At 49.5% G+C, this 19784-nt stretch carries 19 protein-coding genes; 7 read left to right on the top strand and 12 right to left on the bottom strand.

All coding sequences use genetic code 11. From position 1 onward, the window contains the following. Window positions 1-25 precede the first annotated feature (25 nt). Window positions 26-451, top strand: a complete 426-nt coding sequence (locus BZG78_RS12340) for an H-NS family nucleoid-associated regulatory protein (RefSeq protein ID WP_021022432.1) — start codon at window positions 26-28, stop codon at window positions 449-451. 58 nt (window positions 452-509) lie between these two features. On the opposite strand, the gene BZG78_RS12335 is transcribed toward BZG78_RS12340, so the two are convergent. Then, window positions 510-1481, bottom strand: a complete 972-nt coding sequence (locus BZG78_RS12335) for a lytic murein transglycosylase (RefSeq protein WP_077661360.1) — start codon at window positions 1479-1481, stop codon at window positions 510-512. Window positions 1482-1491: 10 nt separating this feature from the next. Then, window positions 1492-1767: a YcgL domain-containing protein gene (locus BZG78_RS12330; protein ID WP_021022434.1), complete on the bottom strand. Its 276-nt coding sequence runs from the start codon at window positions 1765-1767 to the stop codon at window positions 1492-1494. 268 nt (window positions 1768-2035) lie between these two features. Here BZG78_RS12330 and minC point away from each other — a divergent pair, with 268 nt between their 5' ends. From minC to minE, 3 genes are read left to right on the top strand one after another with little or no spacing between them, the layout of a single operon-like run. Beyond that, on the top strand, window positions 2036-2698 hold the full coding sequence (minC, locus tag BZG78_RS12325) for a septum site-determining protein MinC (RefSeq protein ID WP_077460183.1): 663 nt from the start codon (window positions 2036-2038) through the stop codon (window positions 2696-2698). Between the two features lie 17 nt (window positions 2699-2715). Then, window positions 2716-3528 (top strand): septum site-determining protein MinD, encoded by an 813-nt coding sequence (minD, locus tag BZG78_RS12320; RefSeq protein ID WP_077460182.1) that lies wholly within the window; start codon window positions 2716-2718, stop codon window positions 3526-3528. A 1-nt stretch (window position 3529) separates the two neighbouring features. Beyond that, window positions 3530-3799, top strand: coding sequence for a cell division topological specificity factor MinE (gene minE / locus BZG78_RS12315; RefSeq protein WP_021022437.1), 270 nt, complete (start codon window positions 3530-3532; stop codon window positions 3797-3799). A 56-nt stretch (window positions 3800-3855) separates the two neighbouring features. Here minE and rnd read toward each other — a convergent pair whose 3' ends face one another. The 7 genes from rnd to BZG78_RS12280 all read right to left on the bottom strand — a co-directional run bounded on the left by rnd (window position 3856) and on the right by BZG78_RS12280 (window position 11425). Next, window positions 3856-4989, bottom strand: coding sequence for a ribonuclease D (gene rnd / locus BZG78_RS12310; RefSeq protein ID WP_077661364.1), 1134 nt, complete (start codon window positions 4987-4989; stop codon window positions 3856-3858). 85 nt (window positions 4990-5074) lie between these two features. After that, a complete protein-coding gene (gene fadD, locus BZG78_RS12305) occupies window positions 5075-6766 on the bottom strand; it encodes a long-chain-fatty-acid--CoA ligase FadD (RefSeq protein ID WP_077661359.1) in 1692 nt (563 codons plus the stop codon). 121 nt (window positions 6767-6887) lie between these two features. Continuing rightward, complete coding sequence (locus BZG78_RS12300; RefSeq protein WP_236719483.1) at window positions 6888-7847, bottom strand: alpha/beta hydrolase; 960 nt, start codon at window positions 7845-7847, stop codon at window positions 6888-6890. Between the two features lie 16 nt (window positions 7848-7863). Further along, window positions 7864-8406 (bottom strand): Slp family lipoprotein, encoded by a 543-nt coding sequence (locus BZG78_RS12295; protein WP_077661358.1) that lies wholly within the window; start codon window positions 8404-8406, stop codon window positions 7864-7866. A 24-nt stretch (window positions 8407-8430) separates the two neighbouring features. Beyond that, window positions 8431-8730 carry a hypothetical protein gene (locus BZG78_RS12290; RefSeq protein WP_021022441.1) on the bottom strand — a complete coding sequence of 100 codons (300 nt, stop codon included), beginning with the start codon at window positions 8728-8730 and terminating at the stop codon, window positions 8431-8433. A 34-nt stretch (window positions 8731-8764) separates the two neighbouring features. Next, on the bottom strand, window positions 8765-9460 hold the full coding sequence (gene tsaB / locus BZG78_RS12285) for a tRNA (adenosine(37)-N6)-threonylcarbamoyltransferase complex dimerization subunit type 1 TsaB (RefSeq protein ID WP_077661357.1): 696 nt from the start codon (window positions 9458-9460) through the stop codon (window positions 8765-8767). Next, window positions 9461-11425, bottom strand: coding sequence for an ATP-dependent DNA helicase (locus BZG78_RS12280; protein ID WP_077460178.1), 1965 nt, complete (start codon window positions 11423-11425; stop codon window positions 9461-9463). It abuts the gene before it with no gap. A gap of 158 nt (window positions 11426-11583) precedes the next feature. Here BZG78_RS12280 and purU point away from each other — a divergent pair, with 158 nt between their 5' ends. From purU to BZG78_RS12265, 3 genes are all read left to right on the top strand, one after another. Further along, a complete protein-coding gene (purU, locus tag BZG78_RS12275) occupies window positions 11584-12417 on the top strand; it encodes a formyltetrahydrofolate deformylase (protein WP_021022444.1) in 834 nt (277 codons plus the stop codon). A 449-nt stretch (window positions 12418-12866) separates the two neighbouring features. After that, window positions 12867-14597: an arginine--tRNA ligase gene (argS, locus tag BZG78_RS12270; protein ID WP_077661356.1), complete on the top strand. Its 1731-nt coding sequence runs from the start codon at window positions 12867-12869 to the stop codon at window positions 14595-14597. A 122-nt stretch (window positions 14598-14719) separates the two neighbouring features. Next, a complete protein-coding gene (locus BZG78_RS12265; protein ID WP_077661355.1) occupies window positions 14720-15148 on the top strand; it encodes an HIT domain-containing protein in 429 nt (142 codons plus the stop codon). Window positions 15149-15153: 5 nt separating this feature from the next. Here the strand turns inward: BZG78_RS12265 and BZG78_RS12260 are convergent, their stop codons facing one another. The 3 genes from BZG78_RS12260 to znuA form a co-directional block, all read right to left on the bottom strand. Further along, entirely contained in the window at window positions 15154-17457 is a 2304-nt protein-coding gene (locus tag BZG78_RS12260) for a hypothetical protein (protein WP_077661354.1), read from the bottom strand. 78 nt (window positions 17458-17535) lie between these two features. After that, window positions 17536-18873 (bottom strand): murein DD-endopeptidase MepM, encoded by a 1338-nt coding sequence (gene mepM / locus BZG78_RS12255; protein WP_077661353.1) that lies wholly within the window; start codon window positions 18871-18873, stop codon window positions 17536-17538. Next, the gene (znuA, locus tag BZG78_RS12250) at window positions 18857-19753 is read right to left on the bottom strand and encodes a zinc ABC transporter substrate-binding protein ZnuA (protein ID WP_241824039.1); all 897 of its coding nucleotides are present in this window, start codon (window positions 19751-19753) and stop codon (window positions 18857-18859) included. Before znuA ends, mepM begins: the two co-directional genes overlap by 17 nt. Window positions 19754-19784 lie beyond the last annotated feature (31 nt).

Genomic DNA, 19784 nt, shown 5'->3' with positions numbered 1-19784 from the left:
CAAATAAATTAAACAGGAACCAATAATGTCTGATGCAATGAAAGCGTTACTCAACCTGCGTAGCTTACGCGCTCTTGCCAAAGAGATGTCAACCGAGCAACTAAACGAAGCGTTAGAGAAACTACATACCGTGGTTGAAGAACGTAAAGAAATTGATCGCGAAGAAGAAGCAAAAGAACAAGAGCGTTTAGAAAAGCTAGAGAAATACCGCGAAATGTTAGTGGCCGATGGCATTGAGCCAGAAGAGCTCATGAAGCTATTAGGTGGCAGCACTAAAGCGAAAACACCAGGAAAGCGCGCAGCACGTCCAGCTAAATACCAATATACTGATAATGACGGTTCACATAAAACATGGACAGGTCAAGGCCGTATGCCTAAGGTTATTCGCGAAGCGACGGAAAGTGGTTCTGCAACACTCGACGATTTCCTCATCCCTGGTCAAGAAGCATAAACTTTTTACCAAGGAAAAAGAAAAAAGAGGCCAAGGCCTCTTTTTTTGTTATAGGGTATCAATCAAATTTAATTCTATCGGCTAAATGACTAACCGCCAGAGCAAAGTAATGCGAGCGGTTCCACTTCAATAAGCTTTGATAATTATTGTAGACCAAATACGCTCTCCCCTTTTCATCATCAGGCTGAATGAGCCATGCTTTGATGTCGACCTTGGGTAACGCTTGGCCGTTCATGCGTCTTACGCCTTTCGTCTGCCAGTCACTTAACAATAAGCCCTTGTCTGCTCCGGTACCGAGTAGAGACCGATCAAGCTGTTCTGGAACTTCAACTTGCCGACCCCATGTGTAGGTATCATCCCAGCCAGCTTGTTTCAGATAATTCGCTGCCGATGCAAAAACATCGGCCTCCGTTTGCCAAATATCCTTTTTACCATCTTGGTTGCCATCCACAGCGTAATTAATAAACGAACTGGGCATAAACTGAGATTGCCCCATTGCTCCCGCCCATGATCCTTTCATGTCTTCGGGGGCAATATGACCTTGCTGTAATATTGTCAGTGCTGCCATGGTTTCTTTACGGAAAAAAGCTTCTCGACGGCCATCAAATGCCAATGTCGACAATGCCTCAATCACATTATAACTGCCTTGGAGCTTACCAAAGTTACTTTCAACGCCCCACAGGGCAACAATAAAACGTGGTTGCACCTGGTATTGTTCACCCACTTTTTTTAATGCGTCATAATGCTGATTGTAGAGCTTTTTCGCTTGCGCCACTTTCCAGTCTGGTACCGCACGGGGAATATACTCGTCTAAAGTAAGGCGCCGCTCAGGTTGATTTCGATCTGAGCTTACCGCACGTTCATGATATTCAATCCCGTCAAACGCTCGCTCGAGCAATGCATCGCTAATCCCTGCCTCACGAGCTTCATCTTTTAATGAGGCCACATATTGTTCAAATCCTGGCTTGGCCATCACTGGGCTAACGATTAATGCAGCCGCCATACAGGCTGAAATCATACCTTTGCGCATAGTCTTCCTTTTACAGTTTTTCGTTTCTGTTACGAATAGCCTGCAGCGCTACGTCCGGAGGTGGGGGCAGCTGTACAAAAAACCCCTCCTCTTGCAGGCTTTGCTTTACCTTGGTGATATTGACCACCGCAAGCTTTTCACGCTTGTCTAAGTCAATCATCATTGCGAACTCTGGTTGCCCAAAGCTGTTCATCAGCGCCTCTGGCACATCATCGAATTTATCTTTCTCTGCAAGATAAAGATAGGTGCCTTCTTTCTTTTTGCTTCGATAAATTGCGCAATACATCTCAAAAGTCCTCACGAGCATGCCATAAAACAGGCGATAAATTGTCATCCTCGGGCAAAGGTTTGTTAAACTTTACCGCAAAGTGTATCAAAACACGTATTTGCGGTGGTTTCTCACTATAAAGCTAAAAAACATCATTAAAACGAGAAATCTGACTCGAAAAGCAAACCTTGCTTGCCGCATCCGTGCTGTGAATATACCATGCTATTCAACGTCTGATAATGCGCGTCTGACTCGTGTTTTAACGACAGAACCGGGATCGAATCACATGCTTAAACAACCGGAGTTGAAAGGCTCTACTTTCACCCTATCCGTCCTCCATCTTGTTGACGATAACTTCGCCGCGGCGGCTGATGTGCTGGCCGAGAAGGTCACTCAAGCACCTGGTTTTTTTGAAGGTGCCCCCGTTGTGGCTGATGTTCAACGCCTTTCTCAATGTCCTGACATCAGTGCGTTAAAGCGCTGTTTACAGGCAACGGGAATGATTCTTATCGGACTGACTGGGGTCACGCACAACCATACACGCCAACTTGCGCTAGATTCGGGACTGGCCGTGCTTAAATCAAGTAAGCAGTCACGGATCGCAGATCCGATACAAACGCCAGCAAAAGTGGTCACCGCGCCTGTTCGTTCCGGCCAGCAAATTTATGCTAAAAACGCAGATTTGGTCATCTTGAATCATGTTAGCGCCGGGGCAGAAGTGATTGCCGATGGCAGCATTCATATTTATGGCGTGCTACGAGGCCGAGCAATTGCCGGCGCATGCGGACAAAAACAAGCACGCATTTATTGTCAGAACCTTCAGTCAGAATTATTGTCAGTGGCAGGTAGCTATTGGCTGAATGATAAGATTCCACCAGAACATGTTGAGCGGCCAGCCATGGTGTCGCTTAATCAAGAAAGCTTACAGATTGACCCCCTCACGCTATAACAGAATAAGGACGAGGAATGGCACGAATTATTGTAATTACTTCCGGCAAAGGTGGCGTGGGAAAAACCACCTCAAGTGCAGCATTAGCGACCGGATTAGCATTAACAGGCAAAAAAACAGCGGTTATCGATTTTGATATCGGTTTACGTAACCTGGACTTGGTGATGGGGTGTGAACGCCGTGTTGTCTACGACTTTGTTAATGTCATTAATGGTGAGGCGAATCTCCATCAAGCATTGATTAAAGATAAACGAGTAGAAAACTTGTTTATTCTACCCGCTTCTCAGACACGCGATAAAGATGCGCTGACCAAAGAAGGGGTTGAACGTGTTTTAAAAGACATGGACGAGCTTGGTTTTGAATACATTATTTGCGACTCTCCTGCGGGCATCGAGGCTGGCGCATTAATGGCGCTGTACTTTGCTGATGAAGCAATTGTCACTACCAATCCTGAAGTGTCATCTGTACGCGATTCTGACCGTATTCTTGGCATTCTTGACTCTAAATCACGCCGCGCCGAAAACGGTGAGGAGCCGGTTAAACACCATTTATTAGTCACTCGTTATAATCCTGCACGTGTGACCAATGGCGAAATGCTAAGTGTCGAAGACGTTGAAGATATTCTACGCATTCCTCTGCTGGGCGTGATCCCGGAAAGCCAGTCGGTATTACACGCCTCGAACAAAGGTGAGCCTGTTGTGCTTGACCAAGAGTCTGACGCAGGCCAGGCCTACGAAGATGCCATCGCTCGTTTGCTGGGTGAAGAGCGCCCCTTCCGCTTTATTGAGGAAGAGCGTAAAGGTTTCTTAAAACGCTTATTTGGAGGCTAATGTGGCATTGCTAGAATTCTTCCGGCCCACTAAGAAAAAGTCCGCCAACATCGCGAAAGAGCGTTTACAGATTATTGTTGCCGAGCGTCGTAGTGCCGATAGCCCTGCTCCAACCTATCTGCCTCAGCTTAAGCAAGATATCTTAGATGTCATCCGGAAATATGTCGATATTGCGCCAGACCAGGTATCGGTTAGCCTCGAGCAAGGGGATGATGATCTGTCTGTTTTAGAGCTAAATGTGACGCTCCCCGAGGAAGGAAAGGACCACTAATACGGCCCCTTTTTCTCAAAAACACGAAAGCGGTGCACGAGCACCGCTTTTTAGGTTTAGGCGGTTGGCTTTTTGGGAATAGCCGCTAACAGGGCATCGCCAATTAACGTGTAACGCCATCCTTTTGCTAATTCGGGGCGTTTCTCTTCTTGGCAATCGTCTCGCCATACCCAAGTAATCAGCTGATTCAGCTGTTTTTTGGAGCCAATAAACTCTGGCGCTAATCCAGCGTTATCAGCCGCTTCTTGCACTTTTTCTTTAATTGCTTTGATCACCGCTTTATAGCCTGGTTCATCGACCAGCCGTGTCAGCGCTGGCGGGCATTTATCCGCAGTCACCTTATCAGCCTGTTTTGCGATTTTTATCAGTGTTTGTGCATGATAGCGAATTTCAAAGCGATCAAACCCATGTTCCTGCATTTGCTCTACTGTGCGTATATCGTATCGCGCCATTTTCCAAAGGTGCTGTTCTTTGACGATAAAATTAAGCGCCATGTCACGACGTCGTGCCTCTTTGGCTCGCCATTTTGCCAACGCTTGCAATACTGCCAATTGTTGTGGATTCAACTGCCAAGCATATTTAATCTCTCGATAGACGGCATCATCCGCCTTTGGCTGCTGTTTTTTCAGGCAAAGCAGTGCGCACTCCTCGACGATAGCCTCTTGCCACGGTGTCTGCGCTAAGGCGTCAGACAACGCCTGATAAAGTGGCATCAAATAGTAAACATCTGCTGCGGCGTAGTGCTTTTGCTTGTCGGTCAGTGGTCGTGCACACCAGTCAGTGCGTGACTCGCCCTTGTCCAGCGCCACACCGACATAACGCTCAACTAAGCTTGCAAACCCTTCCGATACACCATGGCCTAAAAATGCTGCCATGATTTGGGTATCAATCATTGGTGTCGGTAGCGCACCCGCATGGTGTAGAAACACCTCTAAGTCTTCACTGCTCGCATGTAGCACCTTGGTCACGCTGACGTCGGCCATCAGTGCCCACAAAGGCGATAAATCGTCAATCGCGATAGGATCGACCAGCGCGAGGCACTCCCCGTCATAAAGCTGAACTAAGCCCAGCTGAGCATAGAAAGTGCGAGTGCGGACAAACTCAGTATCGACCATCACGGTTGCTTGCTGACGAAGACGCGTGCATATAGCCACGAGTTGTTGAGAAGAGGTGATCAGTTGATAGTTCACAAAAAAGCCCATAAAGAAAATGCCGGCGATGCCGGCATTTCGTGATTCGTTATCGCTAGTTTACCCTTTTCTGGGTCGGTTCGCATCAAGCCGACGCTTTTTGCGCAGGCGCTTCAGGCTCGTCCCTTAACTCACGACGCAAAATCTTGCCAACATTGGTTTTAGGTAATTCATCCCTAAATTCCACCACACGCGGTACCTTATAGCCCGTAAGATGCTTACGACAGTGGGCAACGAGATCATCTCGCGTGAGCGAAGGATCTTTTTTCACCACACAGATCTTCACCAATTCGCCTGAGTTCTCATCAGGCTGGCCAATCGCTGCAACCTCGAGCACTTTTTCGTGCAGGGCGACCACGTCTTCCACTTCATTTGGGTAAACATTGAAGCCTGATACCAAAATCATGTCTTTTTTGCGGTCAACAATGTGCAAGAAACCATCATCATCAAACTGCACCACATCACCGGTCGCTAACCAGCCATGTTCATCAATGCTCTCCCGTGTGGCTTCAGGCCGATTCCAGTAGCCTTGCATCACCTGCGGGCCACGTACTAGAAGCTCACCGGGTTGATTATCGGCGACATCGTTACCTTCATCATCGACAATACGGACCTCAGTCGAGGGCACGGGCAAACCAATTGAGCCATTGTAGTCTCGCAGATCGTACGGATACGCAGCAACCAAAGGTGAGCATTCGGTTAACCCATATCCTTCGAGTAAGTGCTTACCCGTCAGTTTTTTCCAATTTTCAGCCACTGCACGCTGTACCGCCATGCCTCCTCCCACGGTCAAGCGTAGGTTTGAGAAATCGAGCTCATGGAAATCTTCGTTGTTGAGTAAGGCATTGAATAACGTATTCACGCCGGTGATCGCGGTAAATGGATATTTTTGTAGCTCTTTCACAAAGCCTGGAATATCACGCGGGTTAGAAATCAGTAAGTTCTGCCCCCCCATCTCGATAAACAACAGGCAGTTTACGGTCAACGCAAAGACGTGATAAAGCGGTAATGCAGTTACCACCACTTCTTCACCCGCATTAAGCACCGGCTGGTAGGTACCTTTTGCTTGATAGACATTCGCCAACATATTGCGGTGGGTTAAGATAGCGCCTTTCGCCAATCCAGTGGTGCCACCCGTGTACTGGAGGAAAGCGACATCATCGCCTTTCAAGAAAGGCTTAACGTATTGCATTCGGCGACCACGACTCAGCGTTTGGCGCATCGATGTGGCATGAGGCAAATGATACTTGGGTACCATTTTCTTCACGTATTTGACCACAAAGTTCACCAAGGTTCCTTTGGCGCGCGGGAGTTGCTCGCCTAAGCTGGTCAAAATCACATGCTTGACTGGGGTATTGTCGACCACTTTTTCTAATGTATGGGCAAAGTTACTGACAATCACAATGGCCTTTGCTCCCGCGTCCGTCAGCTGGTGCTCTAACTCACGAGGGGTATATAACGGATTGACGTTAACAGCAACACAACCGGCACGTAAAATGCCGAATAAAGCAATCGGATATTGCAGCAGGTTTGGCATCATGATCGCAACGCGATCGCCTTTTTTCAGCTTCAGCTCATTTTGCAAATAGGCCGCAAACGCGCGGCTACGCTCTTCCAATTTACGAAACGTCATCACCTGCCCCATATTAATAAAGGCAGTCTGGTCGGCGTACTGTTGAACAGAATGTTCAAACATTTCAACAAGGGAGCGATGAGCATCTGGATCTATTTCCGCCGGCACATCCGACGGGTAACGATTAAGCCATACCTTTTCCACTGGCTTTCTCCTATATTTCTGCTGGTCGGCTATTTTGCCCACTTCGATCGACGCAAGGTATAATTCAAACAAGTGTTTAACCTGCCTACCATAACGTTAACATTATTTTTACACGAGCATTTTAAGTGCGCGTTTGAATTTTGGTCACAAAATCCGTTATCAACGACACAGTTTGTTGCGGTTGTTGAAGGTGGCAATGATGGGTTCCGGGAAGCTCAGCGAGGGTGAGTTGTTGAAACCACGTTGCCCGGATGGCCGCATCTGTTGAGCGAAATGCAGGATACCCATCTGTCGCTCGAATCGCCAGTACTGGGCAATTGATCGCTCGAATAATCGACTCACTGTGAGCTGGCGACATCCGATAAAGCGCTTCTGCGCCTAATTTGCGGTCATGACGCCAGCGTACGCCTTGTGTACATACCGAAAGTCCTCGAGCCACCAAAGGCAGAAGTGACTCAAGCGACACTTTATTTATCGAGGCGCGTAACCGTAGCGCCTTAAGCGCCGAATCAAAGTAACGGGGGGCCTTTGCTCTTAAAATGGCCCGTTGATTCAAGCTGTTCACAAAACGTTCAGTGACCGTCTGCTCAGGTTCCGCGATCGGGCCGAGTGCTTCAATGGTCACCATGGCATCAATACTATCGGGGAAACTAGCCGCATAACAGCTAGCGACCACCCCACCCAGTGAATGACCCACCAGCACCACCTGCCCTGTGTGACCGAGCAGCGAGAGCGATGAGTGGTTCAGCACTTGGTGCAGATCATCAAGATAGTCAAAAAACGGATAATAATAATCACCGGGTTTGTGTTCCGATAAACCATGCCCTGGCCAATCAAACAGAATGAGCCCAAAATCTTGCGGCAATAAAGGAAGCAGCGAATGAAAACTCGCGAGATTATCTTGCCAACCGTGCATGAACACTAATGTCGGTGCGCCATGGCTGGGCGTACGCACAGCCGCCGCTACCTGAATGTCTGCAAGCGGGATAGATGTGGCGACCAACCCCGAGCAAAGGCCCACTTGCTCAGGAGGCTGGGCCAATAAAGCATCAAGCTTTGCACTTAACGGTGTGGATAGCATGGCGACCCGTTATGGGTTAAGGAAGGGTAATCACGCTTTGCACATGCCCGGTACCGACACCGATACGAAGTCGAGAACAATACGACCCGTAACAATACGACCTGTCATCATCAATCACTTGTTGCTCAATATTCCATAATTGATGTCCTTTCACCTTAAGCACTGGGTAATCATAGGCGTACGCATCGACCATACTTTGCTGGCGTGAGTCAAAGTCGCCGAGAATGGTAATCGGCCGCCCTTTGGCATAATCAGCAGGCTCCACAAACCCATCAAAAACGGCTTTAAAACGCCCGAGGGATGAGGCCTTAATATCGGGACGTCCCACATCTGAGATTGGTAAAGCAACGATTTCTACAACCGAGTCAGACTCACGGTTGTTGACACCGACAATCATCCCGCCTAAGCGCACTTCTTCGCCTCGTTGCGCCTCAGTCATTTTCGCCACAACTGGATATTCAGTCACGGGCTGATCCATGCGTCCTTTGAGTGTCTCCGGCAACGTTGAGCAGCCGGTGAAAGCCAAGGCACCAAGAACGACTAGCCAATAAGGTTTCATACAACACACTCCTTTTGTGCGCCATTAAACGTATATATCGACCCCAACCAAGCTCAACAGTTCCTCTCGCCGTGTTTGGTTTAACACGGCGAAGTAAGATTCCATTGCCTGCCGACCTCGACCATCAGGTAAATCATACTGCACCTGTTGCTGCGCTTGCTCAGCTTGCGCAACCGACACTGGGTCAACGCGCTGGCGAACCGCGTTGGCAACTTGCGTCGTCTTCGGCGTTTGCTTGCGTGTGGCTTTCTGTTTGTTTGCCGCACGCTGGGATTGATTCGATCGGGTCGTCTGTGGGGACGGTACACCGTTAATCGATACCATATTCGCTTCCTATGCTCACCGACCGACTACCGGCCTACTCTCGCCCGGGTAATTTCTTCCACGTGACTTTATCTCGCAAATAGGTAGGGCTGGCTAGCTCGGCGGCCACCGCTTCTCCTGACTGGTACGCGTGTTGTGCAATCGCGATCATATCTTGCGCTTGCGGGTACAACACATCTGACCTGACGCTTTGCAATCCCAACTGGATCTCTAGATCAGGATAGGCAGGCCAGCCGGTTCCTGCCAATGTCCAAACACCTTGGTTCGAGTGAGGTGAAAGCGCATCAGGTGCGACGACCATTTCCTCACCTAAACACTGCCAACGACCTGTTTGTGTGCGTTGGTACTGACCGACATATAACTCGCCCATCCGAGCGTCAATCGCAGCGAGGACATGGGTTGCGCCGCTCAGTCGGTAGCTTTGTGCCGCCATCGCCTCTAGCGTCGACACGCCAATCATGGGCAAATCCGCGCCAAAAGCGAGTCCTTGGGCAATACCAATACCAATGCGTACACCGGTAAAACTGCCCGGCCCGCGGCCGAACGCCAACGCATCCACCTGGCTGAGTGCGACGCCGGCTTCTGCCAGGACTTCATCAACCATCGGCAGGATCTTATTCGTGTGTTCGCGTGGGGCGATTTCACTTCGTGAAATAACATGATCGCCACAACTAAGTGCCACTGAACAATTCTCCGTCGCCGTATCGACGGCAAGTATTTTTAGCGTCATTTAACCCTCTATAGGTTGATGTGATAAATGCGAGTGAACGGTTTTATTGTCCGCCTCTGAGGGTGACAAAAAATCGTCAATATGGTTAAGCTCCCGTGTCCGTGGGATAGCAGGTAAACTGCGTAAAAAGGTCGCGCCATAGGCACGGGTGACTAAGCGGTTATCACAGATAATCAATGCGCCATAGTCTTGTTGATCACGAATCAATCGCCCCACGCCTTGTTTAAGCGTGATCACTGCTTCGGGAATTTGTACCTGAGCGAAGGGATCGCCACCTTGCAATTTGCAGTCTTCAATGCGTGCTTTTAGTAAAGGATCATCCGGCGACGCAAACGGCAACTTATCAATGATAACGCAACTCAAGGCCTGGCCTCGTACATCAATGCCTTCCCAAAATGCCCCTGTCGCCACCAGTAGCGCGTTACCTAAAGACAAGTATTCTGCCAGTAGGCGCTGTTTAGGCATTTCGCCTTGCATCAACACCGGTAATGACAACTGCTCGCGAAATAACGCCGAGAGCTCACGGACCATTTGGTGCGACGTGCAGAGAAAAAAGCAACGGCCTTGGTTACGTTCAATCACCGGCCCGAGCATGGCGGCCAATTTATTCGCACGGCGATAACTATTGGTTTCAGGGACATGACGTGGCACACACAATCGAGCTTGTTCTGGATAATTAAACGGGCTTTCCAGCGTCATTTGTTGTTTGGCATCGATCCCTAATCGGTGGTTAAAGTGGCCAAAATCCCCCTCTACGGCCAAGGTGGCCGAGGTGAATATCCATGCACCGCCTTGTTCGGCCATTTGCTCACGAAAACGGTCCGCTACGGATAATGGCGTAATATTCAAGCTAAAATGATGGCGTGTACATTCATACCAGTAGGAATATCCGGTTATCGACGTATCGCGAAGGCGCGTTAATCGGGCTTTAAACAGCGTAATACGGTCAAATGCGGCATCCAATAACTGGCTTCGCCCAAGCGACAACTTGACAACGTCATGAACTAAATCGAGGGCATCGGACAGTCGCACCAGTTCTTTTTCAACCACGGGTGACGCTTGAAGCTCGCGCCAATTGCCTCGAAACCCTGGCTCCCCCATTACTAACCGCATATCCATCGCTGCTTGCGAGAGGCGATCGGCCACTTTTTCCAGTTGGCGGGTATCACGAAGTTCGGTCCGGTAGGCGATATGAATATCTTTCGCGGCATCTTGAAGCTGTCGGCTTGACAAAGACTGGCCAAAATACTGGCTAGCGATATCGGGCAATTGATGCGCTTCATCAAACACCATCACATCGGCATCTGGGATCAGTTCACCAAAGCCGGTTTCTTTGATGGCGACATCTGCCAAAAATAAATGATGATTCACCACCACCACATCGGCATCCATCGCGCGGCGCCGCGCTTTCACTACATAACAATCTTCATAGCTCGGGCAGTCTTTCCCCAGACAGTTATCATTGGTAGAGGTCACAACAGGAATGAGCGGACTGTCTTCGGCAAGCGCCTCGCATTCACTCAAATCGCCTGATTCAGTATACGATGACCACTCACGAATTTTGACCAACTGACTCAGTTGTCCCGGTTCACTATCTGGGCGGTGACACTCGCTGATTTGCCGCTCTAAACGTTCAGGACAAAGATAATTGACCCGGCCTTTGAGTAGCGCCGTGGTACCGGTATAGCCCAGCGCAGACTTCATCAAGGGTAAATCGCGATGGTAGAGCTGCTCTTGCAGGTTTTTCGACCCGGTACTGATAATCGCTTTTTTGCCGCTTAACAACACCGGGGCCAGATAGGCATAGGTTTTCCCGGTTCCTGTGCCCGCTTCAACCACTAACTGGCCTTGTTCACGAATGGCCGTATCGACAGCGATCGCCATATCTGTTTGCGGTTGGCGAGGCACGAAGCCGTTAATGGCTTTAGCCAGCGCGCCCGTCTCTGAGAAAACCTTACGGATCATTGGATAAATACACAGGGGAAAGAGAGCATTATGCCAAACCCCCAAAATGGATCAAACCATTCAGGGTCGAAAGCCAAGATCACTGCGAAAATCACTTTGACCTAGCCCGCCAGACAGGGTAAAACCGAGGGTTTAATAATAAGCAGCACAGTATCAGCATGGAACGAAAAACACTACTCACGGATTGCCCTGACGCTCAAGGCTTAATCGCTACCATTACCAATATTTGCTACAAACACCAACTCAATATTATTCATAACCGCGAATACGTTGATCACGCCACCGGTCAGTTTTATATGCGCACCGAGCTGGAGGGAATTTTCAACGATCATACCTTGCTATTGGATCTTGACCACGCATTACCACCCGGCAGTCAGCGTCAATTAGTCAGTTCGCGTCGCAAACGTGTGGTGATCATGGTCACCAAAGAGTCGCATTGTCTCGGCGATATTTTGATGAAAGCGTATGACGGATCGCTCGATATAGAGATTGCCGCTGTGGTAGGGAATTACGATAAGTTACAGCCTTTAACCGAGCGGTTTGATATCCCGTTTCACTTTGTTAGCCATGAAGGATTAAGTCGCGACGAGCACGAGCAAGCGATGATTAAGGCCATTCAAGGCCACCAGCCTGATTATATTATTCTCGCCAAATATATGCGGGTGCTAACGCCAGATTTTGTCGCCCAATATCCGCATCGCATTATTAATATTCACCATAGCTTTTTGCCTGCCTTTATTGGTGCACGCCCCTATCATCAAGCCTTCGAGCGCGGGGTCAAAATCATTGGTGCGACCGCCCATTTCGTGACCAACGATTTGGATGAGGGCCCTATTATTGGCCAAGATGTGATTCATGTTGATCATAGCTTTAGCGCACAAGATATGGCAAAAGCTGGCCGGGACGTAGAAAAAAGCGTGCTCAGCCAAGCGATCGCTCGCGTTATCGACGATCGCGTCTTCGTACACGGCAATAAAACCGTGATTTTATAGCTCAGCCTCCTTATTCTCACCAAACTGCCATCGATTGCCAGCGCACCGGCGCTGGCCTCTACCTCATTGTTGAGATCATAAGAACCTGTGTAAGCAACTGGTTGATTTTATCTAAAAAGTGGTGTCATCTCGCACTACGACTTTGCCTTTAATGGCATCATAATTGGTAACCTCCGAGAGGGAAAAAAGGCTCGTTGTATTCCGGCGCGTAAAGATATCAAGGAAGGCGGTGAATAACTATTGCCAATGCCTGCTGTTTTATGGGTATCATTAGGGATCATCCGCGTCGATGAACGTCATGGTTCGCGACAATACAGCATCCCGCCAACACTGTGTTTGCACGCTTCATTCTCGCGCAATGCAGTGTTGGCGGATTCTTGTATTGATAAGCTGGAAACCCACATAACGGGTCATTCATAATCAGCCCGGCTAGTAGTAAAGGTAAGCAAGTGAATATTCAAATTCTTCTTAACGAAAAAGTTTCTGCCGCCATGGTTGCGGCGGGTGCGCCTGAGGGCACACCAGCAGCAGTGCGTCAATCTGCAAAACCACAATTTGGTGATTATCAGGCCAATGGTGTGATGGGTGCAGCCAAAAAGATCGGGACGAACCCGCGTGAATTTGCCCAAAAGGTATTGGATGCGCTTGATCTCGGTGAGATGGCAAGTCGCGCAGAGATTGCCGGTCCAGGCTTTATCAATATCTTTTTAAACGATCAGTGGCTGGCTAAACAGGCGGATATCGCCCTGTCCGACGCTCACTTAGGTATCGAGAAACAAGATAAGCAAAATATTGTCGTCGATTACTCGGCACCTAACGTTGCTAAAGAAATGCACGTTGGTCATTTACGCTCCACCATTATCGGTGATGCGGTGGTGCGTACATTAGAGTTTTTGGGTCACAAGGTTACACGGGCCAACCACCTAGGTGATTGGGGAACGCAATTCGGTATGTTGATTGCTAACCTCGAGCTGCACGAGTCACGCGGTGATGATATCTCTATGGAGCTGGGCGATATTGAAAACTTCTATCGTGAGTCTAAAGCGCGCTACGATGAAGACGAAGCCTTTGCCGCCACCGCACGTGACTACGTGGTGCGATTGCAGCGTGGCGATGCCTATTGCAAAGAGAAGTGGGAAAAGCTCGTTAAAGTCACGTTAGAGCAGAACCAGCAGAACTATGACCGTCTAAACGTTTCCCTGACACCAAAAGATGTCATGGGCGAGAGCCTTTATAACGATATGCTGCCGGGTATTGTTGAAGACTTAAAAGCGAAAGGCATCGCGGTCGAAGACGATGGGGCTCAGGTGGTCTTTCTCGACGAATATAAAAATAAAGATGGCGAGCCGATGGGTGTGATCATCCAAAAACGTGATGGCGGCTTTCTTTATACCACCACCGACATTGCTTGCGCCAAGTATCGCTATGAACAATTTAACGCTGATCGCGTGATGTATTTCATTGATTCACGCCAGCATCAACACCTAATGCAAGCCTGGACCATTGTTCGTAAAGCCGAGTATGTTCCGGAAACCGTTAGCTTGGAGCACCATGCATTCGGCATGATGCTGGGTAAAGATGGCAAACCGTTTAAAACACGTGCGGGCGGCACAGTGCGTCTTGCTGACCTATTGGACGAAGCAGAAACGCGTGCCAAAGCACTGATTGCTGAAAAGAACCCTGATATGGATGCGGCCGAGCAAGCGAATATCGCGACGACGGTTGCGATGGCAGCGGTAAAATACTCCGATCTCTCCAAGCACCGTACTACCGATTATATTTTCGACTGGGATCATATGCTGGCCTTTGAGGGGAATACCGCGCCTTACATGCAATACGCATATACCCGCGTTGCCTCAGTCTTTGCAAAATCAGGCGTCGATCGGGATGCGCTTGACGGTGAGATGATCATTGAGCACGAAAAAGAAAAAGCATTGGTTGCTAAGCTACTGCAATTTGAAGAAGCCGTGAAATCTGTAGCCCGAGAAGGACAGCCGCACTTAATGTGTAGTTACCTCTTTGAGCTTGCAGGCTTGTTCTCTAGCTTTTATGAAGCTTGCCCAATCCTGCTCTCAGAAGGACACACTCGCCAAAGCCGCTTGCGCATGGCCGCACTCACTGCGAAAACCATCAAGCAAGGTTTGGCGCTATTGGGCATCAATACGCTTGAACGCATGTAATGGCTAAGCGGACAATATAACCTGATAGCAAAGCCCACCTTGTCGGTGGGCTTTTTATTTGCCGTGACCCACTCGTCGGTTGTGATGTAAGCTGGCGAGATTCATTTCAATACGGAGTGGCTATGTCTTTTTCTCTTCACCCTCGTTTAGCCGCTGACAGCACGTATGTCGGCGATTTTGCATTGTGCCAATTACGTCTTGCAGGCGCAGATTTTGGTCCATGGCTTTTGCTTATCCCTCGTGTAAATGGCATCGAAGAAATTCATCATCTCAGCCCAAGCGATCAACAAACACTCTGGCAAGAGTCCGCCCTGATCGCAAGCTGTCTAGAATCTCTTTTTGCTCCCGATAAGCTCAATATTGCAGCAATTGGTAATCTGGTCCCGCAGCTTCATCTCCATCATGTTGCGCGATTTCGCGACGATGCAGTATGGCCAAATCCAATCTGGGGGCACCTCCAGGCGACGCCGCGCTCACCGTCACAGCAAACAGCACTTGTGAGTCAGTTTAGAGAGGCGCTTGTTACTCAAGGACTAACGGTTTTGTCGTGATCATGTCACCCAGCATCCGAGGATTCCGCCAAGGCCTCCGTTGCACCCTCTCGTTTTTTAGTTTCACTCGGCACAGCGAGCGCTTGGTATTCAGTCCACATGGGTTTCAACGTGGACTGAAAAAGCGGATATGCACCGGCATGATCCAAGGGAAAATCAGTATGCTGCCCAACCTGGTGCCGTTGTTTGAACGCTAACCTAACTGCGGCTAATACAATACTGACAAAGAGCATCAAAACGACACCGCTCACCAGGTGAGGCAATATCGGCATAGAGACCCTCATATCCAGCACAGTATGCGACGCGCCATCACGCGGAATGGCAATCCGAAGCTGATAGTGCCCTCCGACCATATTCGCTAACGAGAAGGTTTCTCTTCCGGTTTGCTGCCAAGCGGCCAGCGGTTTAGCCAAAGACTGGCCAGATTGTCGGTAAGGGACCAATTGGTAATGAATACGAGAGACCTGACGCTCTGGCGGCCAGCTTCCCCAAGACACGTTAACCGGGCTTTTTTCGAGCAGTGTGATTGCGGTCTGCTGGCGTGGGCCAACACGCCAGCGCTTATGTTGCTGCCACAGAGCCCCGATCACCACCTGAGGCGGTTTACGCAGCGAAAACGCGAGTTGGTCGGTTTCAATCACGTACTTATTTTCAGCGTCCAGAATGGTCAACTGATGCGGGCGAGACGCAAAACAAGCCACTTGCTCAGACTCAGAAGGCAGTCGGAAAGTGCGGATAAAACCTCGTGGTGCAATGTGGATTAAAGCCTGATTACTGTACGCCCAGATACCATCTCGATTTCCAGTGATACAGCGAAAGGCTTCATTCTCCAATGCTAGGTACGCCACCGAGGTTGAATTAGATAAGTTTGGGTTGTATTGATATAGCCCCTTATTATTCACCAACCATACCCGCCCTTGCTCATCGGCATAGAGATCAACGATGGGTAGTAAAGCATCCATGAGCGGTATCGGCTGGAACTGGTCATGACGATAACGCGTCAGCCCTTGGCGATGACGAATCCAAACACTCCCTCTGCCATCATCATAAAAGCCTAATATATCGCCCGCATCAGATTGCCAGTCGGTGCCATAATCGATAACCTTTTCAGATTCAGGCCAATAGCGAATGAGGCGATCCTTGAACGCCAGCCACATAACGCCATTTGAGTCGACATATAAATGCTGAGCCGGGAGTGACGAGAGATACTCGGGGAGCGTGAGGTCAGCGCTTAAATTCCGCCAACCGCCTGAATACAGCCCCCGCCAATCACTACTGGCCATAAAACCTTGTGTCATCGCTGTTGGCACATCCTGATGTTGATGCGAAATCCAGCGTTGCCCAGGCGCGCGATAACGGGTTGTCTTATCGGTTGAAAACCAGACGCCGCCCTCAAAGTCGCCCCACAAAAATGTGACTGACTTTCCCGGTATTAACCGAGCGCCGGGTTGCCATACGGGCGTTGCTTCCCCGCCAATAGAGAGAAAATAGACGCCATCGGCGCGCGCCGCCCAAAGCCCACCGGAGCCGACTGTTAGGCGCTGGTAACCCCCTTGGGTATTAAGTAGATGCCGTGCTTGAACCGCACGGTCTGATAACGCTAAGAGGTAGACGCCTCGTTCAGTACTGACCCAAGCTCTATCTCCCTTTGCCGTTATCGCAGTCACAGAGCTCGTAAAGCGCGTGAGTTGGCGAATACCGTCATCGGTAAGCTGATACAAACCTTTGCCGATCGCGACTAATCGGTGCTCAGCGGTAAGCCACGTATGGTCCGCACGCCATTGACCAGCTCGCCAAATACGAAATTGATTCTCTTTGACGTGATAACGGCTTAATTGTCCATCTTGGATATACCACAGCGTGTTATTCACCGCGGCTAATCGAGGTTGACTCTCGCCGCGTGTGTCTTTGCCGCTGTCTGACAACTTATATTGGATTAGCGTATTGTCACCCGTGCGAAAGCGATAAATACCTCGTTGGCCCGCAAGCCATAACGTTTGGTGGGCATAGGCGATGGTCACTATTTTTTCGTCAGGTAAGGTCAGCGTTTCGTCTAGAGGGTGGGATTGTTGTCCATCGAAGAAATAAATATCGCCTTGATTATTAAGCAGCCACATACCGCCTGAGGGTTGGACCGCGACATCACGCACATCACCAAGCGCACTGAGCCCCGGATAAGATTGAAATGACGTTTGTAGTGGTTCGTGCGCATGCAAAGGCAGACAAAGGAGAACAAGAGCCAACCATAAAAAACAAAGACATTGGCGTTTCATGTATAAAATGCGAGACAGGGTTGCAGGGTTAAGCATTGTAGTGTCCTGCTAGTCACTACGAAAGAAAACCCTGCCTCCCCAAATGTGAGCGAGTCCTCACATTTTTAATATTTATTACCCATTAAGACGCTGCTCCAATGCTTGCTGCGCATGTTTTGCTTGACGCTGAAACTCACCTCTCTCCTGACTCGGCACTGGATGAGCTTCGGGCAACGGCACTTTCATGGCATTCACAGGGTGGCCGTACTTTAATAACTCAAAATGCAGGTGTGGGCCGGTCGAGCGTCCCGTGTTGCCACTGAGCGCAATCCGTTGTCCCATTGATACGTGGTCGCCAGGTTTCACCAAAATCCGGTGTAAATGGAGATAACGGGTTGAGTATTCACGACCATGTTTGATGACAACATAGTTTCCTGCTAACGGGTGTTTTCGCGCTTTCACCACCACGCCATCACCTGCCGCTAGCACCGACGTCCCAACGGGGGTAGCAAAGTCGGTCCCGTTATGCGGAGAGATACGCCCCGTAATGGGATGCTTGCGGTGAGGATCAAACGATGAGCTAATCCGGTAGCGTTTCGCGGTAGGGATGCGGCGCAGGGCACGATCTAAGCTTTGCCCTTGCTCATCATAAAAACGGCCATCTGTATGTCGATAAATGAAGATATCACGATTTCCCGCTCGATAGAGCATGGCGGATATATCTCCAGATGAGACCGGTTTATTGTCAATAAACTCTTTATCCACCTGAATCGCAAACTGATCGCCTCGACGCGATTGGCGTCCAAAGTCAAACCGCCATTGTAATGCCGAAACCAGGTTTTGAATTTGATTAGGGGTTAGCCCCGCTTGGCGAGCTTGTTGGTAGAAACTGCTGTTGACACGACCAATCACGGTGACTTTTTCACGATCCCCTTTGGTTTCTAAACGCGCATACGCTACCTTCCCCTGCTCAAAACGATACTGATCCCGGTATTTGAGCGATTGGTACAGGGTGAACGTTAATAACCGTCCTTGTTCATCGACCTGCCACTCCATGTTTTGACCACGACGGATGTCACCCACGCGATCATTTTCATCAAGCATTTGATAAAGCTGGCTGATCGGAAGTCCGTATTGGGAAAAAATACCTCCCAACGTATCGCCGGCAGCCACCGTGTGTTGGTGGGTGCGCGGTGCTTCCGAGGTGATGTCTTTTTCTAATGCATCTTCCGGTACGCGAAGTGCAGGATCATCGGCATCCAGACCCTGTTCGATAGGCTCACTGTGCTCGACGGAGGTGATATTTTGCGTATCGTTCGGGATAGGTATCGGTTGGCGATCACGTGAAGAGGAAAAAGGATGGGGCTGCCACATCAAGGCAGCGCCAACTAAAAGAGATAATGATGCGAGTGCTAGCTTGTGCTGGCGTGGTAGCCGAGCCGTAGCAGCTAACCAGTTAGTGAGTAGTTTCATGCTTTAAACAACGTGCGAAACGATTTCCCATATCTTTTAAAAACACCTGATAAGCATCAGGCGTTACCTGAATTGACGTCGCCAATGGATCGAGTTCGAGGACATTGACGTCATTATGTCGGGTCACAGCATCAATCAGTGCAGGATTAAACTGCGGCTCAGTGAAGATACAGGTCGCATCATGATTAAGCAATCCTCGGCGAATGGTTACTAACGTCTTAGCGCCCGGTTTTTGGCTTGGATCCACGGTAAAATGGCCGGTTTTCTCGAGGCCAAAGGCCGTTTCAAAGTAGCCATAGGCATCATGAAAGACAAAGTAGCCTGACTGCATATGCGTGGATAACTCATCTTCAATATCCGCGACGGTTTGGGTTAGCTGGGTATTAAAACGGTTAAGGTTAGCCCGATAGATCGCCGCTTTATCCGGCGCCGCCTCAATTAAAGCCGCGGTAATCGCTTGCGCGGCTACCCGTGTGGTGTCTGGACCCAACCACAGATGAGGGTCGATGTTATGTTCACCGTGATCATGGCCATGATGATCATGGGCGCCGTCAAAATCACGCAGTGGCATCCCCTCGATCTGAGATAGCGTCAGCACCGAGGGCTTATCGGCTAATAACTTATCGAGAAACAGTTCGAGTTCGGGCCCGACCCATAGGGTAATATCGGCTTGATTCAACGCGCGAATATCCGAAGGTTTCAGGGCGTAGCCATGCGGTGATGCGCCAGGAGGTAGCAGCACGTCTAAACGATCATCATCGGCAATGAGTCCTGCCGTAATAAGCTGAAGCGGTTTAATGGTTGTCATCACCGTGATCGCGTGAGCCGGCATCACCAGCAATAGCGCAAAAAGTCCACCAATAATACGAGCTGTCATCATTCCTCTCATTCTTTTGTTTTCTCGACGGGCA

This window comes from Salinivibrio sp. MA351, assembly GCF_001996065.1.
GTDB classification, from domain to species: domain Bacteria; phylum Pseudomonadota; class Gammaproteobacteria; order Enterobacterales; family Vibrionaceae; genus Salinivibrio; species Salinivibrio costicola.
The sequence above is the reverse complement of the archived record's forward strand: the minus strand, read 5'-3'. Positions and strand labels throughout refer to the sequence as shown.